Below are 18,214 nucleotides of genomic sequence, written 5' to 3'. Positions count from 1 at the left end.
CCCCAACAGGTAAAACCCCAGCAGATAAAACACAGTATCGCCTAGTACAATACCGCCGCCACCGACACAAGCAGCAATGCCAGCCAGAGCGGCCAGAGGGCCACCGCACCATTACGCCGCCGGCGCAGCAGCGCCTCCGCCGTGTCGGGGTGCAGCTTCACGCCGGCCGGGTCGGCCAGCCGGTCGGCGGCGCGCTCGATCTGGCCCAGCAGCGCCGGCAGCCGCTCCAGCACCTGGCCGATATCCAGGGCCGCCTGTCGGATGCGTGCCTCCGGCCCGCGATGCGCGCGCATCCAGTCCTCGATCAGCGGGCGCGCCAGCTCCCACATGTTCAGCGTCGGGTTCAGCGTGCGCCCCACCCCCTCGGCCACCAGCATGGTCTTCTGCAGCAGCAGCAGCTGCGGCTGGGTCTCCATGGCGAAGGTCTCGGTCACCTGGAACAGCTGCGCCAGCAGCCGGGCAACGGAAATCTCGTGCACGGGACGGCCCAGAATCGGCTGGCCGATGGCGCGGCAGGCCTGCATGAAATCGTCGATCGACTGGTCGGCGGGAACATAGCCGGCCTGGAAATGCACCTCGGCGACGCGGCGGTAATCACCGTTCAGGAAGCCCAGCAGCATGTCGGCGAGGAAATAGCGGGTCTTCACGTCGAGCCGGCCCATGATGCCGAAATCGACCGGGCGCAGCACGCTGTCCCCGTCCACGAACATGTTGCCGGGATGCATGTCGGCATGGAAGAAGCCGTCGCGGAAAACCTGCAGGAAGAACACTTCCGCCGACTGCCGCAGCAGCTGGTCGGTGTCGTGCCCGGCCTCCTTCAGCGCCGCCACATTGTCGATGCGGATGCCATCGATCCGCTCTAGCGTCAGCACTCGGCGCGCGGTGCGCTGCCAGTCCACCTGCGGCACGCGGAAGCCGTCATAATCGGCGAAATTGTCCGACAGCTCGGCAGCGGCGGCGGCTTCCAGCCGCAAATCCATCTCGGCGCGCACCGTGGCGGCAAAGGTGGCGACCACCGCGCGCGGCTTCAGCCGGCGCAGCTGCGGCTGCACCCGTTCCACCGTCTCGGCGATCCAGTCGAACAGGTCAAGATCGCGGGCAAAGGCAGCCTCGATACCGGGGCGCAGCACCTTCACCGCGACCTTTTCGCCTTCCGCCGTTTCGGCGAAATGCACCTGGCTGATCGAGGCGGCGGCGACCGGCCGGTCATCGAAGCTGGCGAACAGCTCGGCCAGCGGCCTTTCCAGCTCCGCCTCGATGGTGGCCCGTGCCCGAGCGCTGGAGAAGGGCGGCAGCCGGTCCTGCAGGGTGGAAAGGTCGGCGGCGATATCCTCGCCCAGCAGGTCGGACCGGGTGGCCAGCGTCTGCCCCAACTTGATGAAGCTCGGCCCCATTTCCTGCAGTGCGGCGGCCAGGCGCAGGCCGGGGCGCTGCTGCCGGCCGCGCTTGCGGCCGATCCTGCCCAGCAGCCGGCCAAACCAGCGCAGCGCCGGCAGGCCGGGCACGGCCTCCAGCGGAAACAACGCATCATGCCGGGCAAGGATGCGCACGATGCCGATCAGCCGGCCGGTATTGCGGAAGGCGCGGATCATGCGGGTCAGATACGCCAGCCGGAATGCAACGCCGCGATGCCGCCCGACAGGTTGCGATAACTCACACGCTCGAACCCTACGGCACGGATGCGCGCCGCAAGTTCCTCCTGCGGCGGGAAGGTGCGGATGCTCTCGGCCAGATAGACATAGGCATCACGGTCCTTCGCCACATACTGGCCCAGCGCCGGCAGCACGCTGAAGGAATAGGCGTCATAGAGCCTGTCCAGCACCGGCAGCACAACATGGCTGAATTCCAGGCACAGGAAGCGCCCGCCCGGCTTCAGCACGCGGTGCGCCTCGGCCAGCGCCTTGTCGATGCGGGTCACGTTGCGCAGCCCGAAGGCGATTGTATAGGCGTCGAAGGAGCGGTCGGCGACGGGCAGGCTCTCGGCATTGCCGGAAACCCAGGCGAGGCCGCCCCCGGCGTAGGGCGTCAGCCGGCCCTTGTCGATGGCGCGGTCGCGCCCTACCGCCAGCATTTCCGGCGTCAGGTCGCAGACCATGACCGGCCCGCCGCCGCGATCCTGGAAGCGGAAGGCGATATCGCCGGTGCCGCCGGCCACGTCGATGAGTCGCATGCCGGGACGCGGCGCCAGCCAGTCCATCATCGCCGACTTCCAGAGCCGGTGGACGCCGCCGCTCATCAGATCGTTCATCAGGTCGTAATTCTGCGCGACGCCGCCGAACAGCGTCTGCACCAGCCCGTGCTTCTCCGCCGCCCTCACCTCGCGAAAACCGAAGGGGGCTGTCTCTTCGCTGTGCTGCGCCTGCATGGTCGGCTGCTTTTCCTGCTTGTCCGTCTGCATGGTTCGGGGAAGATAGCCTCTGCCCGGCGGTTTCGCTACGGTAACGCCGGTTGTCGCTTAAGGTTTTATGTCGCATGCCCGAATTGCCCGAGGTCGAGACCGTATGCCGGGGACTGGCCCCGCATCTGGAAGGACGCCGCCTTGTCCATGTCGAGGCACGCCGGCCCGACCTGCGCTGGCCGCTGCCCGTGGATTTCGCCCAGCGCCTGCAGGGCCGCACGGTGGTGGCGCTGCGCCGCCGCGCCAAATACCTGCTGGCCGAGCTGGAGGATGGCACGGTGCTGATCGCCCATCTCGGCATGTCGGGCCGCATGCTGATCACCGAAGGCAAGCCGCCGGTGCTGGAAAAGCACGACCATATTGTGCTGGCCACCGACCGCGACATCTGGGTGCGCTTCAACGATGCGCGGCGCTTCGGCGCCATGGACCTGACCACGCTGGACGCACTGGAGACCCACAAGCTGCTGGCCGGGCTGGGGCCGGAGCCGCTGTCGAACGCCTTCAACGGGCCGGCGCTGGCGCTCGCCCTGAAGGGACGGCGCACGCCGATCAAGGCCGCGCTGCTGGACCAGCATGTCGTCGCCGGCATCGGCAATATCTATGCCTGCGAGGCGCTGTACCGGGCGGGCCTGTCGCCGCGCCGGCAGGCCTACACCGTCCAGGGCGAGCGCGCCGAGCGGCTGGCGATGGCGGTGAAGCAGGTGCTGGCCGAGGCCATCGAGGCCGGTGGCTCGACGCTGCGCGATTACCGCCAGGCCGATGGCGAGCTGGGTTATTTCCAGCACGCCTTCAAGGCCTATGGCCGCGAGGGCGAGGCCTGCGGCAATCCCGGCTGCGGCCGCCCCGTGCTCCGGCTGGTGCAGTCCGGCCGGTCCACTTTCTATTGTGCGCGCTGCCAGCGCTGATGGTATAGACGGTGCCCATGATCAGCAGGCGACAGTTCGCGGTGCTTCTGGTGGCGGCGCTGTCTTTTCCGTCACTGATGGCAGCCCCTCGCGCGGCGGACGAGTTCGTGCCGGGCTTCGAGGATCTGCCGCTGGCGCCGGGCTTGACGGCGGTTCCGGATGCCGCCATGAGCTTCGATTCGGCGGGCGGACGCATCGTCGAATCGCTGGCTACCGGACGCATCGATGCCGGATCGGTTGCCGATTTCTATGCCCGCACCCTGCCGCAACTGGGCTGGCAGCAGGCAGATGAGGGAACCTATCGCCGCGAGGGCGAGGAACTGGTGATCGAGATCGCCCGGTCGGGCGGCGTGCTCACCGTCCGCTTCGCCCTCACGCCACGCTGAACGGGCGCCACGCTGACCGGGCGCCGCAGAGCGCCGTCAACAATCTCGAAGTGGGGACTATCATGGCCTACGAAAACATCATCGCGGAGAAGAAGGGCGCCGTCGGCGTCATCACGCTGAACCGCCCGAAGGCGCTGAATGCGCTGTCCGCCGGCCTGATCGCCGACCTTGGTGCCGCGCTGGACGATTTCGAGTCCGATGCCGAGATCGGCTGCATCCTCGTCACCGGCAGCGAGAAGGCCTTCGCGGCCGGCGCCGACATCAAGGAAATGGCCGGCTTCTCCTACATGGACGCCTATAAGGCCGACTTCATCACTAGGGGCTGGGAACGGCTCGCCCAGTGCCGCAAGCCGGTGATTGCGGCGGTCGCCGGCTACGCGCTGGGCGGCGGCTGCGAGATCGCCATGATGTGCGACTTCATCCTGGCCGCCGACACCGCCAAGTTCGGCCAGCCGGAAATCACCATCGGCACCATTCCGGGTGCTGGCGGCACGCAGCGCCTGACCCGCTTCGTCGGCAAGTCGAAGGCAATGGAGATGTGCCTGACCGGGCGCATGATGGATGCCGAGGAGGCGGAGCGCGCCGGCCTCGTCAGCCGCATCATCCCTGCGGCCGAGCTGATGGACGAGGCGATGAAGACCGCCGAGCGGATCGCCGGCATGTCGAAGCCCGCCGTGATGATGGCGAAGGAATCGGTCAACCGCGCCTATGAGACCACGCTGGCCGAAGGGGTGCGGTTCGAACGCCGGCTGTTCCATTCCACCTTCGCCACGGCGGACCAGAAGGAAGGCATGGCCGCCTTCATCGAAAAGCGCAAACCCGCCTTCCGCGACGAATGAGGCAATGCGCTAGGCCGGCTGTGGATATACCCCCACAGCGGCCTTGACGCGCCGGGGGCCGGGGTATATAAACCGCGCTCCTTTCGATAAGGCGACAGTGATTTAGCGAGCAAGGGCACATCATGGCCAACACAGCGTCGGCAAAGAAGCGCATCCGTCAGACCATCCGCCGCACGGCGGTTAACGGTGCGCGTGTCAGCCGCATCCGCACCTTCGTGAAGCAGGTGGAAACCGCCATCGCCGGTGGCAACAAGGACGCTGCCGCCCAGGCGCTGAAGGCCGCCATGCCGGAAATGCAGCGCGGCGTGACCAAGGGTGTGCTGCACCAGAACACGGTCGCCCGCAAGCTCTCCCGCCTGTCCGCGCGCATCAAGGCTCTGTAAGCCGGCGCGCCACCCGGCGGCCCCTTCGGGAACCGCCACCAGCATCCACTGACGACAGCCCACCCGGTCCATTCCTGGCCCGGTGAGTGGGCTTTTGTCATTTTCATTGCAGGCGGGTGACAAAAAATACACCGTTCTCTATTCGTCCTGTTGCGAGTCAATTTTTAGCCCGATACATTTGAGAAGCGTTGGCGGGAAGCAATAGGAAACAAAATTTCACGCCGGCGCCTTAAAAATTGAAACCGATCTGAATGTCCAGAGTATTAGATTAAAAATTGAAACCCGGTAGGACAATCGGGATAGAGAGTTTTATTTAAAATGAGGGCTTCGGTGTTTCGCTTTTACATAACACGTCCTGACAGAAACGGGATTTATACAGGCATCGCCGCAAGTGATTCGGCGACAAACCCTCAGCCTCGGCATTCCAAAACAGACTTCCGGCGAACCGTTTCCGTGCCCGCTCGCCTGTATGCGCCGCGCTTTGCCGTGATGGCCGCCGACTTGCCGAACGCCACCCGCGCGCAGCAACAATAAGTAATAAGGAAAGGCGCCGGAAATGGTTCACCTTGATAGCACGTCCACCGGATCCCAGACCGGCACGTTCGCCCATGACGCCCAATGGACCCGGATTCGCGCACGCTTGCGCAGCGAGGTCGGCGACTCTGCCTTCCGCAGCTGGCTGAAGCCGCTGACGCTGATCGCCATCAATGGCCAGAGCGTGACCCTGTCGGTACCGACCCGTTTCATGCGCGACTGGGTGAACACCCATTACGCCGACCGTCTGCGCGCCCTGTGGGCCAGCGAAGACCCGGCGCTGCGCAATGTCGAGATCGTCACCGGCGTGGCAGCCCCGAGCAAGGCGGCCCCAGGCAAGGCAACCGCAAATGGCGCCCGGAGCGAGGCGGCGGACACAGTTCCGGAAATCACCCCCGAAGCGAGACCCGAAGCGGGAAATGGCAGCGCGCAGTCGGAAGCGGGGTCCAGCCCTGTCCCGGGGCCTGTTCTTGCCCATCTCGCCGCACCCGCCCTGCACGGTGGCGGCCTGGAGCCGCTGGAGATGGAAGCCGGACTCGATCCGCGCTTCACCTTCGAGAATTTCGTCGTCGGCAAGCCCAACGAACTGGCCTTCGCCGCCGCGCGCCGTGCCGCCGAATCCTCGACCGTGCCCTTCAACCCGCTGTTTCTCTATGGCGGGGTGGGCCTCGGCAAGACGCATCTGATGCATGCGATCGCCTGGCACATCCGCAAGCGCGACCCCAACCGCCGCGTCATCTACCTGTCGGCGGAAAAGTTCATGTACCAGTTCATCCGCGCGCTGCGCTTCAAGGACACGGTGGCGTTCAAGGAGCAGTTCCGCTCGGTCGATGTGCTGATGATCGACGATGTCCAGTTCATCAGCGGCAAGGATTCGACGCAGGAGGAATTCTTCCACACCTTCAACGCGCTGGTGGACCGCAACCGGCAGATCGTGATCTCCGCCGACAAGTCGCCGCACGACCTGGAAGGCATGGAGGAGCGGTTACGCTCCCGCCTCGGCTGGGGGCTGGTCGCCGACATCCACCCGACCAGCTATGAGCTGCGGCTGGGCATCCTGCAGGCCAAGGCCGAGAAGTGCGAGATTCCGATCCCCTACAAGGTTCTGGAATTCCTCGCCCACAAGATCACCTCCAACGTCCGCGAGCTGGAAGGCGCGCTGAACCGCCTCGTGGCCCATGCCACGCTGGTCGGCCGGCCGATCTCGCTGGAAAGCGCGCAGGAGCTGCTGCATGATTTGCTGCGCGCCAATGACCGCCGGGTGACCATCGAGGAAATCCAGAAGCGGGTTGCTGAGCATTTCAACATCCGCATCGCCGACATGCATTCCGCCCGCCGCAGCCGTGCCGTTGCCCGGCCGCGCCAGGTGGCAATGTATCTCGCCAAGCAGCTGACCGCCCGGTCGCTGCCGGAGATCGGCCGCAAGTTCGGCGGACGTGATCACACCACTGTCATGCATGCGGTGAAGAAGATCGAGGAGCTGCGCGGCAACGACCAGTCCTTCGCCGAGGATGTCGAGCTGCTGCGCCGGATGCTGGAAAGCTGAGTTAAGGCGCCTATCCCCTATCCTTAGTGGCCAGCAACGCCTGGACACGCGAAATCTCTTGTCCGTCCGGGTGAAATTTGCCCTGACTTTCATCCATTTGTGCTATAGTCAGCGACCGTTCGGCGCCCCGCGCCGCAGGCTGCTCCGCCCCCTTGGCGTGGCCGTTCTTCCAACCTTGCGGGCGTGGTGTCCGGGGCGGGCCGACAGGTATGTTACGCAACCGCTATTCGCACGCAGATAGGCAGTTATCAGGATGAAGCTGATCATCGATCGGGCCGCGCTGCTGAAGCCCCTGGCCCACGTTCAGAGCGTCGTCGAAAAGCGCAACACCATCCCCATCCTCAGCAATGTCCTGCTCCGCGCCGATTCGGACCGGCTGGCGCTGACCGCCACCGACATGGACATTGACGTGGTGGAGGAAGTCGGCGCCGAGGTGTCCCAGCCCGGTGCCACGACGGTGGCCGCGCACACGCTCTACGACATCGTCCGCAAGCTGCCGGACGGCGCACAGATCGAGCTGACAGAGGATGAGGGCGGCAACCGGCTGACGGTACGCGCCGGCCGCTCCACCTTCAGCCTGGCGACGCTGCCGACCGAGGAATTCCCGGCGCTGAGCGACGGCGACCTGCCGCACAATTTCATGCTGCAGGCGGGCGAGTTGAAGGCGATGATCGACCGCACCCGCTTCGCCATCTCCACCGAGGAGACGCGCTATTATCTGAACGGCATCTATCTGCACGCCGCCAGCAACAATGGCGTGCCGGTTTTGCGCGCCGTTGCCACCGACGGCCACCGGCTGGCGCGCGTTGAAATGCCGCTGCCCGATGGGGCCGCCGGCATGCCGGGCGTCATCGTACCCCGCAAGGCGGTGGGCGAGCTGCGCAAGCTGCTGGAGGATTCCGAGGGCGACATCCGTGTGGCCCTGTCGGAGACCAAGCTGCGCTTCCAGTTCGGCGATGTGACGCTGACCACCAAGCTGATCGACGGCACCTTCCCGGATTACGAGCGGGTGATCCCGACCGGCAACGACAAGACGCTGCAGGTCGGCCGCAAGGAGTTTGCCGAGGCGGTGGACCGGGTTGCCACCATCTCCACGGAGAAGAGCCGCGCGGTGAAGCTGTCGCTGCAGGACGGCATGCTGGTGCTGTCCGCCACCAGCCCGGAAAACGGCACCGCCATCGAGGAGCTGGAGGTCGCCTATGGCGCCGGCCCCATCGAGATCGGCTTCAACTCCCGTTACCTGCTGGACATCACGACGCAGATCGAAGGCGACGAGGCACAGTTCTCCCTGGCGGACGCCGCCTCGCCGACCATCGTGCGCGACCAGGCCGACGAAAGCGCGCTCTACGTCCTGATGCCCATGCGCGTCTGATCCGGCTCAGCGTGAACGCCGCCCTTGCCTTTCAGCAGCAGCCCGCCCGTGCCTCCGCACGGCTCGCGGTGGAGAGGCTCATTGTCACCGATTTCCGCTGCTACGCCTCGGCGCGGCTGGAGATCGATGGCCGGCCGGTCGTGCTGACCGGCGCCAATGGGGCGGGCAAGACCAACCTGCTGGAAGCGGTTTCCTTCCTGGCGCCAGGCCGTGGCCTGCGCCGCGCGAAACTGTCGGAGATTGACCGGCTTTCCGGCGATGCCGGCGGCTGGGCGGTTGCCGCCCGGCTGGAGACGGCGCTGGGTCCGCTCGATATCGGCACCGGCCGCGACATGGCGGCGGCAACCGGCGTGGAGCGGCGGGTCGTGCGCATCGACGGCGAGACCGCGAAGAGCCAGAGCGTGCTGGCCGACCATCTCTCGATGGCCTGGCTGACGCCGCAGATGGACCGGCTGTTCCTCGATGGCGCCTCGGGCCGCCGGCGGTTCTTCGACCGGCTGGCCTATGGTGCCGATCCGGCCCATGCCGGCCGCGTGTCGGCCTATGAGCAGGCCTTGCGCGAACGCGCGCGGCTGCTGAAGCAGGGCCGGGCCGATGCCCGCTGGCTGACGGCGCTGGAGGAACAGATGGCGGCGGGCGGTATCGCCATCGCCGCCGCCCGGCAGGCGCTGGTGGCGCGGCTGAACCAGGCCTGCGAGATGAGCACGGGACCGTTCCCGCGCGCCGCGCTGGCGCTGGAGGGCACGGTCGATCAATGGCTGGCCGAGATGCCGGCGCTGGACGCGGAGGACCGGCTGCGCGCCGCCCTTGCCGACAACCGGCGGTTGGACGCGGAGACCGGCGGCGCCGCCGAAGGCCCGCACCGCAGCGACATCGTGGCCCGCCATGTCGAGAAGGACATGCCCGCCGCCCTGTGCTCGACCGGCGAGCAGAAGGCGCTGCTGATCGCCATCACCCTGGCCCATGCGCGGGCCCAGACGGCGGAGACCGGCATCGCGCCGATCCTGCTGCTGGACGAGGTGGCGGCGCATCTGGACGAGGCGCGCCGCGCCGCACTGTATGACGAGATTTGCGCCCTGGGCTCGCAAGCCTGGCTAACCGGGACCGACCGGGCCCTGTTCGAGCCGTTCGCCGGGCGGGCGCAGTACGCCATCGTGGCAGATGCCACGATCACACCCGAAGCATCCGTTTGACGGGAAACCGAAAATGACCACAGAGCCAGCCCTGGGCAGCCAGCCGGAGAATAACGGCGCCGATTATGGCGCCGATTCGATCAAGGTCCTGCGCGGCCTGGATGCGGTGCGCAAGCGCCCGGGCATGTATATCGGCGACACCGAGGACGGCACCGGCCTGCACCACATGGTCTATGAGGTGGTGGATAACGCCATCGACGAATCGCTGGCCGGCTATTGCGACATGATCAATGTCATCCTGAACGAGGATGGCTCGATCACGGTGCGTGATAATGGCCGCGGCATCCCGGTGGAAATCCACAAGGAAGAAGGCGTTTCCGCTGCCCAGGTCATCATGACCCAGCTGCATGCCGGCGGTAAGTTCGACCAGAATTCCTACAAGGTTTCCGGCGGCCTGCACGGCGTGGGCGTCTCGGTCGTGAACGCGCTGTCGGAGAAGCTGGAGCTGACCGTCTGGCGCGACGGCAAGGAACATTTCATGCGCTTCCGCCATGGCGAGCCGGAAGCGCCGCTTTCCGTCACTGGACCGGCCGAGGGCAAGCGCGGCACGCAGGTCACCTTCCTGCCCTCGCTGGATACCTTCGGCACCCGCGAGTTCGACTTCGCCACGCTGGAACACCGGCTGCGCGAGCTGGCCTTCCTGAATTCCGGCGTGCGCTTGCAGATCGTCGATGCCCGCTCGGTCGAGGGGCAGGCCACGGTGGATCTGCATTACGAGGGCGGTCTGCGCGAGATGGTGAAGTATCTCGACCGCTCCAAGGGCGCGCTGCATGAGGGGCCGATCCATGTGATCGGCGAGCGCGACGGCATCACGGTCGAAATGTCGATGGAGTGGACCGACTCCTATCACGAGACCATGCTGTGCTTCACCAACAACATCCCTCAGCGCGACGGCGGCACCCATCTGGCAGGCCTGCGCGCCGCGCTGACCCGCACCATCAACAGCTATGCCGTGGAAAGCGGCATCGCCAAGAAGGAGAAGGTGACGCTGAGCGGCGAGGATGCGCGCGAGGGCCTGACCTGCGTGCTGTCGGTGAAGGTGCCGGACCCGAAATTCTCCAGCCAGACCAAGGACAAGCTGGTCTCTTCCGAAGTCCGGCCGGCGGTCGAGAATGTGGTCGGCGAGCGGCTGCAGCAATGGTTCGAGGAGAACCCGAACGAGGCCAAGCGCATCATCGGCAAGGTGGTGGAAGCGGCCATCGCCCGCGAGGCGGCGCGCAAGGCACGCGACCTGACCCGGCGCAAAGGCGCGCTCGACATCGCCAGCCTGCCCGGCAAGCTGGCCGACTGCCAGGAGCGCGACCCGGCACAGAGCGAGCTGTTCCTGGTCGAGGGCGATTCGGCAGGCGGCAGCGCCAAGCAGGCGCGCGACCGCAAGTTCCAGGCGATCCTGCCGCTGCGCGGCAAGATCCTGAATGTGGAGCGCGCGCGTTTCGACAAGATGCTGAGCTCGGCGGAAATCGGCACCATCATCGCCGCACTGGGCACCGGCATCGGCGCCGACGATTTCAACGTCGAGAAGACGCGCTACCACAAGATCATCATCATGACCGACGCGGACGTGGACGGCAGCCACATCCGCACCCTGTTGCTGACCTTCTTCTACCGGCAGATGCCGCAGCTGATCGAGCAGGGCTATCTCTATATCGCCCAGCCGCCGCTGTATCGGGCCAAGCGCGGCAATTCCGGCGTCTATCTGAAGGATGACCGGCAACTTGAGGATTACCTGGTCAGCGAAGGGCTGGAAAATGCCAGCCTGACGATGAGCGACAACAGCGTCCGTGTCGGCCAGGATCTGCGCGACGTCGTGGACACGGCCCGTCGCATGAAGGGGCTGATCGAGCCGCTGACCCGCCGGATCGGCAGCCTTGGCGTCGTCGAACAGGCGGCGATTGCCGGCGCGCTGAAGCCGGAGCTGCTGCTCGACGAGGCGCGTGGCCAGGAAATGGCCAACGAGGTAGCGCGCCGCCTCGACACGCTGGAAAAGCAGACCAAACGCGGCTGGCAGGGCCGGGTAGACGCGGGCCAGGCGCTGGTGTTCGAGCGCACGCTGCGCGGCGTGCGCGAAAGCTTCCGCATCGACCATGCCGCGCTGACGAGCGGCGAGGCGCGGCGCCTCGACCAGATGGCCGAGACACTGGCACAGGGCTACGAGACGGTTGCCGACCTGACGACCAAGGAAGGCAGCAGCCGCATCTACGGGCCGGTCGAGCTGGTCGAGAAGATCCTCGATGCCGGACGCAAGGGCATCGCCATCCAGCGCTATAAGGGTCTGGGTGAGATGAACCCCGACCAGCTGTGGGAGACCACGCTGGACCCGAATGTCCGCTCCCTGCTGCAGGTGAAGGTCAGCCACGCCGACGAGGCGGCGGAAATCTTCTCCACCCTGATGGGCGATGTTGTGGAACCCCGCCGCGATTTCATCCAGACCAACGCGCTGAAGGTCGCCAACCTGGACGTTTAAGCTCTTCAGTAGCCCTGATGCAGAAAGTCGATGGCGTTCACGATGTCATGGCGCTTGTCTGACAGTGACGCCACGATTTCCCCAAGGAGAGTTGCCGGCGCGCCGGCAAGCTCCGTGGTGGCGAGAACATAAGCAACGCCCGCGATCTCAACCACAGGATTGATCCGGCTCATCGGAACAGGATATTCCGACAGCGGAACGACCGGGATAACCACACGGGTCTTTAACGAAGACAACACGGGCGACTGCACGTCGAGCAGAAATGGAACCCGTTCATCGCCGGACAGATTGCGATGAACGTCAAACTGAGCCATCAGAACCGGCGAAGCCTGTCGTTCAACAGACCTGACTGTTCGATCCGCGCGTTATAGCGCTCTATCGCATCCAGGTTCTCTGCTTCCCAGCTTTTCGCAGGCTCCAGTCGCGTCGCCGCGAGACGAAGCGCACGCGCGGCCAGACGCTGCGGGTTTTGCCCCGCGGCTTCCAGCCGGCCCAGAGCCGCCGCATCGAGTGTCACCGTGATGGTCTTTTGCGGATCGGGCTTGTGTTTCGTCGAAGCGCTCATGTCCCTATTTCCTTGCGCGCCATGCACACAGAACGGTACCGCCAAGCATAGGGACAACTATACAGGCTGCGGTCATTCGCGTATATCACGGGTTCCCGATAGTTGGTGCGCCAATCATGATCCGCCCGGAGTCCGCCTGGACCATCGCCTATCTGACCGTGCTGGTCGCGATGGGGCAGATGTCCACCGGCATCTACCTGCCGTCCATGCCGTCGCTTGCCGCCGTCTTCGCCACCGATCCCGGCACGGTGAAGCTGACAATGAGCGTCTTTCTGGCGGGATTCGCCGTGGCGCAGCTGATCTATGGCCCCCTGTGCGACCGCTTTGGGCGGCGACCGGTGGTGATCGGCGGGCTGGCGATCTTCGCACTGGCGAGCCTGGCCTGCGCGCTGGCCCCCAGCATCGAATGGCTGATCGCAGCTAGGCTGTTCCAGGCCATCGGTGCCTGTTCCGGTCAGGTGCTGGGCCGCGCCATCGGCCGCGACCTGTTCGAGGGCCAGCGCTACGCCAAGGTGATGGCGCTGGTTGGCCTCGCCCTGGCGCTGACGCCGGCGGCCGGCCCGGTGCTGGGCGGCGTGCTGCAGGTCGCCTTCGGCTGGCAGGCGAATTTCCTGTTCCTGGCAGGATGGGGGCTGGTGCTGCTGCTGGTTACCCTGGTTGGCGTGCAGGAAACCAATGCGGCCCGCGACCCACGTGCCCTCGACCTCTCGGTCATGGCGGGTAATTTCGGGCGCCTGCTGCGCAACCGCCTCTATATGGGCTATACGCTGACGCTGGCCTTCAGCTTCGGCTGCCTGTTCGCCTATATGACCGGCTCTCCCTTCATCCTGATCGACCAGCTGGGAATCCGGCCCGACCTGTTCGGCGTGCTGTCGATCTTCAACGTGCTGGGCTACGCCATCGGCAGCGCCATCGCCAACAGGGCCTCCGGCCGTGTGGCGGCACCGCGCATGGTGGCGATTGGCGCGCTTGTCGTGCTGCTGTCCGGCGGAGCGATGATCGGCTTCTCGCTGGCCGGATTCGTCACGGCCTATACCCTGATCGGGCCGATGATGGTGATGCTGACCGGCATGGGCATGCTGATCCCGAACGCCATGGCCGGCGCCATCGGCCCGTTTCCCGCCATGGCCGGCGTCGCCTCGGCGCTGATGGGCTTCCTGCAGATGGCGATGGCAATGGTGATGTCGGTGCTGGTCGGCCTGCTGCAGTCCGTGCATGATATGCCCATGCCGCTTGTCTTCGCCCTGTCCGCCCTGCTGACCTTCGCCAGCTATCTGGCGCTGGTGCGCGGTGCGCGACCAGAGGCTGTACGCCTGCAATGAGCGGGGCCGGCGCGATGCAGCTGTCCGTCGGGCGGGACCGCACAGTGTCCGTCACCGTCCGCCGCAGCGCCCGCGCCCAACGGCTGATCCTGCGCCTCGACCAGACCGGCAAGGTCACGCTGGTGCTGCCGCCCGGCGTGCGCGAGGCGGAGGCGCAGGCCTTCCTGAAAGCGCATACAGGCTGGCTGGAAAGCCGGCTGGCCAAGGTGCCGGAAAAGCTGGCTTTCGCGCCCGGTGCCAGCGTTCCCTATCGCGGCGTCGAGCATCGGATCCGCCATCGCGCGACCGGCGACAGGATGGGCCGGCGCGGCGTCGTCTGGCTGGAGACGCCGGCGGACGGGCCGGAACTCCACATTGCAGGGCCGGAAGAGCATCTGCCCCGCCGGCTGACCGACTGGCTGAAGGCAGAGGCACGGCGCGAGCTTGCCGCCCGCTCCCGTCTCTATGCCGCCCGGCTGGGCCGGCCGATCGGTCGGGTGACCGTGCGCGACACGCGCAGCCGCTGGGGCAGCTGTTCCTCGAAGGGCGACCTGTCCTTCTGCTGGCGGCTGATCCTGGCCCCCGACTTCGTGATCGACTATGTGGTCGCACACGAGGCCGCCCATCTGGTGGAGATGAACCATTCTGTGCGGTTCTGGCGGCTGGTGGACCAGCTGCAGGTGGACCGGCAGCGCGCCCAGCGCTGGCTGAAGGCGCACGGTCCCCGGCTGCATCGCTATGGCTGAGAAGCCAAGGGCGGACAGCCTGCCGGTCGCTGTCCTGCTGACCGCCTGCGTCGCGCTGGGGCCGATCTCCACCGACATGTATCTGGCCTCGCTGCCGACCATGACGCGGGTCTTCTCGACCGACGTGGCCAGCGTGCAGCTGACGCTCAGCGTCTTTATGGTCGGCTTCGCCGTGGCGCAGCTGATCTATGGTCCCCTGTCCGACCGGTTCGGCCGGCGCCCGGTCATGCTGGGCGGCATGGCGCTGTATTTCCTGGCCTCCATCCTGTGCGCGCTGGCCTGGAACATCGAGACGCTGATCGCCGCGCGCGGGCTGCAGGCGGTCGGTGCCTGCTGCGGGCCAGTGCTGGCCCGGGCCGTGGTCCGCGATGTCTATGGGCCAGCCCGCGCCGCCAAGGTGCTGGCCTATATGTCCAGCGCCATGGCGCTGGTACCGGCGGCTGCTCCCATCCTGGGCAGCTTCCTGCATGTCTGGTTCGGCTGGCAGGCGAATTTCTGGGTGCTGGCGGGCTTTGGCGGCACGGTCCTGGCGGGGCTGCTGCTCCTGCTGGCGGAGACGAATGCGCAGCGCAACCCCCGGGCGCTCGACCCCGCCATCCTGATCGGCAATTACCGGCTGCTACTGCGCGACCACACCTATCTCGGCTATGTGCTGACCGTCGCCTTTTCCTATTCCACCATCTTCAGCTTCATCTCCGGCTCCTCCTTCGTGCTGATCGGGGTGCTGGCTGTGCCGGAAGAATATTTCGGCTTCTGCTTCGCCGCCGTGGTGCTGGGCTTCATGAGCGGCGCGCTGGCTGCCGGGCGGCTGACACTGCGCCTGGGCGGCGACCGGCTGATCCTGCTGGGCGCTACGCTGGCCGCGCTGGCGGGAACCTTCATGGCCGGGCTGGTGCTGGCGGGCCTGCCCAGCGTAACCGGCATTGTTGGCCCGTTCGCGCTGGTCATGGCCGGAATCGGCCTCATCATGCCGAACGCGATGGCCGGCGCCATCGGCCCCTATCCGCAGATGGCCGGCGCCGCCTCGGCGCTGATGGGTTTCCTGCAGATGGGCATGGCCGCAATCGTCGGCATCGGTGTCGGTCACTGGCATGACGGCACCGCCATCCCGATGACGGCCAGCATCGCCGCCATGACCATCCTGGCGCTGCTCAGCTTCCGGTTTCTGGTATTGCCCAGGAAGCGCTAGGCGGAAACGCTAATTCCGGGCGCCGTGCGACTCAGATTTCCGCATAGATTTCGAGGATATTGCCGTCGGGGTCCCTAAAGAAAACTGTCCGGTGACCGAAGGGCTGATCGGTCACCGGAGATTCGAGCGCCACGCCCTTGGCCTGCAATTCCTCGGCGCAGACCGCAACCGCCTCTGGCGGAACACGGAACGCCAACTGCACGGATAGCGCACCCGGTGGCAATTGCGGGTCATCGAACCGCCCGCCATATGTGGTCAGCGCCAGAATGGTCGGCCCAATCTTGTATTCGAGCCAGCGCGCGCTGAGCGTCCGCGTGAGCGGGAAGCCCATTACCTCTTCGTAGAAGCGCCGCATCGCATCGAAATCACGCGCGTAGATGACGGTGTAATCGATCTGGCCGATCTGGCTGAGGCCGCTCATGCCTGTCTCGCAGGCCGTCGCGAGTCCAACACACCCCTAATCCCGCGCACCGGACAGGCCATCCACGCGGTTGCCCGGCGCGACACCGGTCGTTGCCAGCGCCGGCCGCGACGGCTCGACGGAGGCCTGCTGGATACGCATCAGCGCATGGGCGAACAGCGGGCTGGGCGGCAGCCCCTGATGGCTGCGCTCCATGAAAGCCTGCCAGGCCTTTGCCGGCAGGCCGCCGCCGGTGACCTTGTTCATCGGCGCAGCATTGTCATTGCCCATCCAGATGCCGGTGATGAGATCGCTGGAATAGCCCACGAACCAGGCATCGCGATAATCCTGGCTGGTGCCGGTCTTGCCCGCCGCGGGCCGGCTGAGCTGCGCCGCACGGCCGGTGCCCCGGGAGATTACACCGACCATCATGTCGGTCATGGCGGCCGCCTCGGCAGGGGACATGACCGGGCCGATGCCTGAGCCATTGTGGCGGAACAGCACCAGCCCGTCGGCATCGCGGATTTCCCGGATGCCATAGGGGATGACGCCCTGCCCGCCATTGGCAAAGGGGCCATAGGCGCCGGTCAGCTCCAGCAGGCTGACTTCGTTGACACCCAGCGGCAGGCTGGGGTGGTTGGCCAGTTCCCCCGACAGGCCGAGGCGGCGCGCGGTCTGGATCACCCGCGACCGGCCGACACGCTCGGCAAGCCGAACGGTCGCGACGTTCGAGGATTGCGCGAAGGCATCGGCCAGCGTCACCGTGCCATGATGGCGACCGTCGAAATTAGCCGGACTCCAGTCACCGATGCGGATCGGCTGGTCCTCAATGCTGTCCGTCGGTTCCCAGCCGGCCTGCAAGGCCGCCAGATAGACGATGGGCTTGAAGGCGGAGCCGGGCTGGCGCTGCGCCTGGGTTGCCCGGTTGAACTGCGACTGGCCGTAATCGCGCCCGCCGACCATCGCCCGCACCCCGCCATCGAGGTCGAGCGCGACCAGCGCCGCCTGCCCGGCCTTGGCGGCCTTGCCGTCCCGCGCCAGCGCGCTGTCGAGCGTCTCTTCCGCGGCGCGCTGCAAGGCCGGTTCCAGCGTGGTGACGATGATGATGTCGCGGTCGATATGGCCGAGATAGCCCATGGCGCGATCTAGCACCCAATCGGCGAAGTAGCGCGCGCCATCGCCGCCCCGCGCGCCGACGGCGATGGCCGTGCCCTGCTTTGCCGCGCGGGCGGCGGCCGCCGAATCGGCCAGGCCAGCATCCACCATGCTGGCCAGCACCTGCCGGGCGCGGCCATCGGCCTGCGCCTTGTCGCGGGACGGGTTGTAGCGCGAGGGCGCCTTCAGCAGGCCGGCCAGCATTGCCGACTGGTAGAGATCGAGGTCGCGCGCGCTGCGCCCGAAATACCGCCGGGATGCGGCATCCACGCCATAAGTGCCGGCGCCGAAATAGACCCGGTTCAGATAGATGCCGAGGATTTCATCCTTGCTGAACTTCCGCTCCAGCCAGAGCGCCAGCATCACTTCCTTGATCTTGCGCTCAAGGCTGCGTTCGGAGGTGAGGAACAGGTTCTTGGCAAGCTGCTGGGTAATGGTGCTGCCCCCCTGAACCACGCGGCCCTCGCGGAAATTGGCGACACTGGCGCGGGCAAGGCCGATCAGATCGACACCGAAATGATCGTAGAAACGCCGGTCCTCAATGGCGATGACGGCACGCGGCAGGTGCGGCGACATCTGCTTGACCGGCAGGGTTTCGCCATAGACCTCGCCGAAGCTGGCAAAGGCAGCGCCATCGGCCGAGAGCAGCTGCACACTGGGCCGGCGCGCCTGTTCGCTGAGGGTGGAAATATCAGGCAGCTGATAGGCGAAGTATCCCATCACCCCGGCAAACAGCATGGAGAGCCAGACCAGGGAAACAAAAGACCATTTTAGTAAAAATCGAGCTATTCCGTATCGAGGCGTTGTATTGCCGCCTTTCGTGCGACGGCGCTGCGTG

17 protein-coding genes are annotated in these 18,214 nt (G+C 66.2%); 11 read left to right on the top strand and 6 right to left on the bottom strand.

The window, feature by feature from the left end; translation table 11 throughout:
• Nucleotides 1-41 precede the first annotated feature (41 nt).
• Nucleotides 42-1,592: a 2-polyprenylphenol 6-hydroxylase gene (gene ubiB, locus P24_RS14900; protein WP_008945570.1), complete on the bottom strand. Its 1,551-nt coding sequence runs from the start codon at nucleotides 1,590-1,592 to the stop codon at nucleotides 42-44.
• Between the two features lie 5 nt (nucleotides 1,593-1,597).
• Nucleotides 1,598-2,398: a class I SAM-dependent methyltransferase gene (locus P24_RS14895; protein ID WP_008945569.1), complete on the bottom strand. Its 801-nt coding sequence runs from the start codon at nucleotides 2,396-2,398 to the stop codon at nucleotides 1,598-1,600.
• A 74-nt stretch (nucleotides 2,399-2,472) separates the two neighbouring features.
• Between P24_RS14895 and mutM the strand changes: the two genes are divergently transcribed.
• The 8 genes from mutM (at nucleotide 2,473) to gyrB (ending at nucleotide 12,020) form a co-directional block, all read left to right on the top strand.
• The gene (gene mutM, locus P24_RS14890) at nucleotides 2,473-3,303 is read left to right on the top strand and encodes a bifunctional DNA-formamidopyrimidine glycosylase/DNA-(apurinic or apyrimidinic site) lyase (RefSeq protein WP_008945568.1); all 831 of its coding nucleotides are present in this window, start codon (nucleotides 2,473-2,475) and stop codon (nucleotides 3,301-3,303) included.
• 17 nt (nucleotides 3,304-3,320) lie between these two features.
• On the top strand, nucleotides 3,321-3,689 hold the full coding sequence (locus P24_RS14885; RefSeq protein ID WP_008945567.1) for a hypothetical protein: 369 nt from the start codon (nucleotides 3,321-3,323) through the stop codon (nucleotides 3,687-3,689).
• Between the two features lie 62 nt (nucleotides 3,690-3,751).
• Nucleotides 3,752-4,528 carry an enoyl-CoA hydratase gene (locus P24_RS14880; protein ID WP_008945566.1) on the top strand — a complete coding sequence of 259 codons (777 nt, stop codon included), beginning with the start codon at nucleotides 3,752-3,754 and terminating at the stop codon, nucleotides 4,526-4,528.
• A gap of 122 nt (nucleotides 4,529-4,650) precedes the next feature.
• Entirely contained in the window at nucleotides 4,651-4,911 is a 261-nt protein-coding gene (gene rpsT / locus P24_RS14875; RefSeq protein WP_008945565.1) for a 30S ribosomal protein S20, read from the top strand.
• Nucleotides 4,912-5,551: 640 nt separating this feature from the next.
• The gene (gene dnaA, locus P24_RS14870; RefSeq protein ID WP_008945564.1) at nucleotides 5,552-6,991 is read left to right on the top strand and encodes a chromosomal replication initiator protein DnaA; all 1,440 of its coding nucleotides are present in this window, start codon (nucleotides 5,552-5,554) and stop codon (nucleotides 6,989-6,991) included.
• Nucleotides 6,992-7,244: 253 nt separating this feature from the next.
• Complete coding sequence (dnaN, locus tag P24_RS14865; protein ID WP_008945563.1) at nucleotides 7,245-8,363, top strand: DNA polymerase III subunit beta; 1,119 nt, start codon at nucleotides 7,245-7,247, stop codon at nucleotides 8,361-8,363.
• Nucleotides 8,364-8,374: 11 nt separating this feature from the next.
• Nucleotides 8,375-9,556 (top strand): DNA replication/repair protein RecF, encoded by a 1,182-nt coding sequence (recF, locus tag P24_RS14860; RefSeq protein ID WP_008945562.1) that lies wholly within the window; start codon nucleotides 8,375-8,377, stop codon nucleotides 9,554-9,556.
• A 13-nt stretch (nucleotides 9,557-9,569) separates the two neighbouring features.
• The gene (gyrB, locus tag P24_RS14855) at nucleotides 9,570-12,020 is read left to right on the top strand and encodes a DNA topoisomerase (ATP-hydrolyzing) subunit B (RefSeq protein WP_008945561.1); all 2,451 of its coding nucleotides are present in this window, start codon (nucleotides 9,570-9,572) and stop codon (nucleotides 12,018-12,020) included.
• A 5-nt stretch (nucleotides 12,021-12,025) separates the two neighbouring features.
• Here gyrB and P24_RS14850 read toward each other — a convergent pair whose 3' ends face one another.
• The gene (locus P24_RS14850) at nucleotides 12,026-12,334 is read right to left on the bottom strand and encodes a CcdB family protein (RefSeq protein WP_008945560.1); all 309 of its coding nucleotides are present in this window, start codon (nucleotides 12,332-12,334) and stop codon (nucleotides 12,026-12,028) included.
• A complete protein-coding gene (locus P24_RS14845; RefSeq protein ID WP_008945559.1) occupies nucleotides 12,334-12,585 on the bottom strand; it encodes a type II toxin-antitoxin system CcdA family antitoxin in 252 nt (83 codons plus the stop codon). Before P24_RS14845 ends, P24_RS14850 begins: the two co-directional genes overlap by 1 nt.
• Nucleotides 12,586-12,701: 116 nt before the next feature.
• Here P24_RS14845 and P24_RS14840 point away from each other — a divergent pair, with 116 nt between their 5' ends.
• The 3 genes from P24_RS14840 to P24_RS14830 are packed head-to-tail and all read left to right on the top strand — an operon-like array spanning nucleotide 12,702 to nucleotide 15,821.
• Nucleotides 12,702-13,907, top strand: coding sequence for a multidrug effflux MFS transporter (locus P24_RS14840; protein ID WP_008945558.1), 1,206 nt, complete (start codon nucleotides 12,702-12,704; stop codon nucleotides 13,905-13,907).
• Nucleotides 13,904-14,632, top strand: a complete 729-nt coding sequence (locus tag P24_RS14835; protein WP_008945557.1) for a M48 family metallopeptidase — start codon at nucleotides 13,904-13,906, stop codon at nucleotides 14,630-14,632. Before P24_RS14840 ends, P24_RS14835 begins: the two co-directional genes overlap by 4 nt.
• A complete protein-coding gene (locus P24_RS14830) occupies nucleotides 14,625-15,821 on the top strand; it encodes a multidrug effflux MFS transporter (RefSeq protein WP_008945556.1) in 1,197 nt (398 codons plus the stop codon). Before P24_RS14835 ends, P24_RS14830 begins: the two co-directional genes overlap by 8 nt.
• Before the next feature lie 31 nt (nucleotides 15,822-15,852).
• Here the strand turns inward: P24_RS14830 and P24_RS14825 are convergent, their stop codons facing one another.
• Together P24_RS14825 and P24_RS14820 are read right to left on the bottom strand one after the other, a co-directional pair.
• Nucleotides 15,853-16,242, bottom strand: coding sequence for a VOC family protein (locus tag P24_RS14825; protein WP_008945555.1), 390 nt, complete (start codon nucleotides 16,240-16,242; stop codon nucleotides 15,853-15,855).
• Nucleotides 16,243-16,278: 36 nt separating this feature from the next.
• Nucleotides 16,279-18,114 (bottom strand): transglycosylase domain-containing protein, encoded by a 1,836-nt coding sequence (locus P24_RS14820; RefSeq protein WP_008945554.1) that lies wholly within the window; start codon nucleotides 18,112-18,114, stop codon nucleotides 16,279-16,281.
• Between the last annotated feature and the right edge of the window lie 100 nt (nucleotides 18,115-18,214).

Source organism: Oceanibaculum indicum P24 (genome assembly GCF_000299935.1).
Taxonomy (GTDB): Bacteria; Pseudomonadota; Alphaproteobacteria; order Oceanibaculales; family Oceanibaculaceae; genus Oceanibaculum; species Oceanibaculum indicum.
The sequence above is the reverse complement of the archived record's forward strand: the minus strand, read 5'-3'. Positions and strand labels throughout refer to the sequence as shown.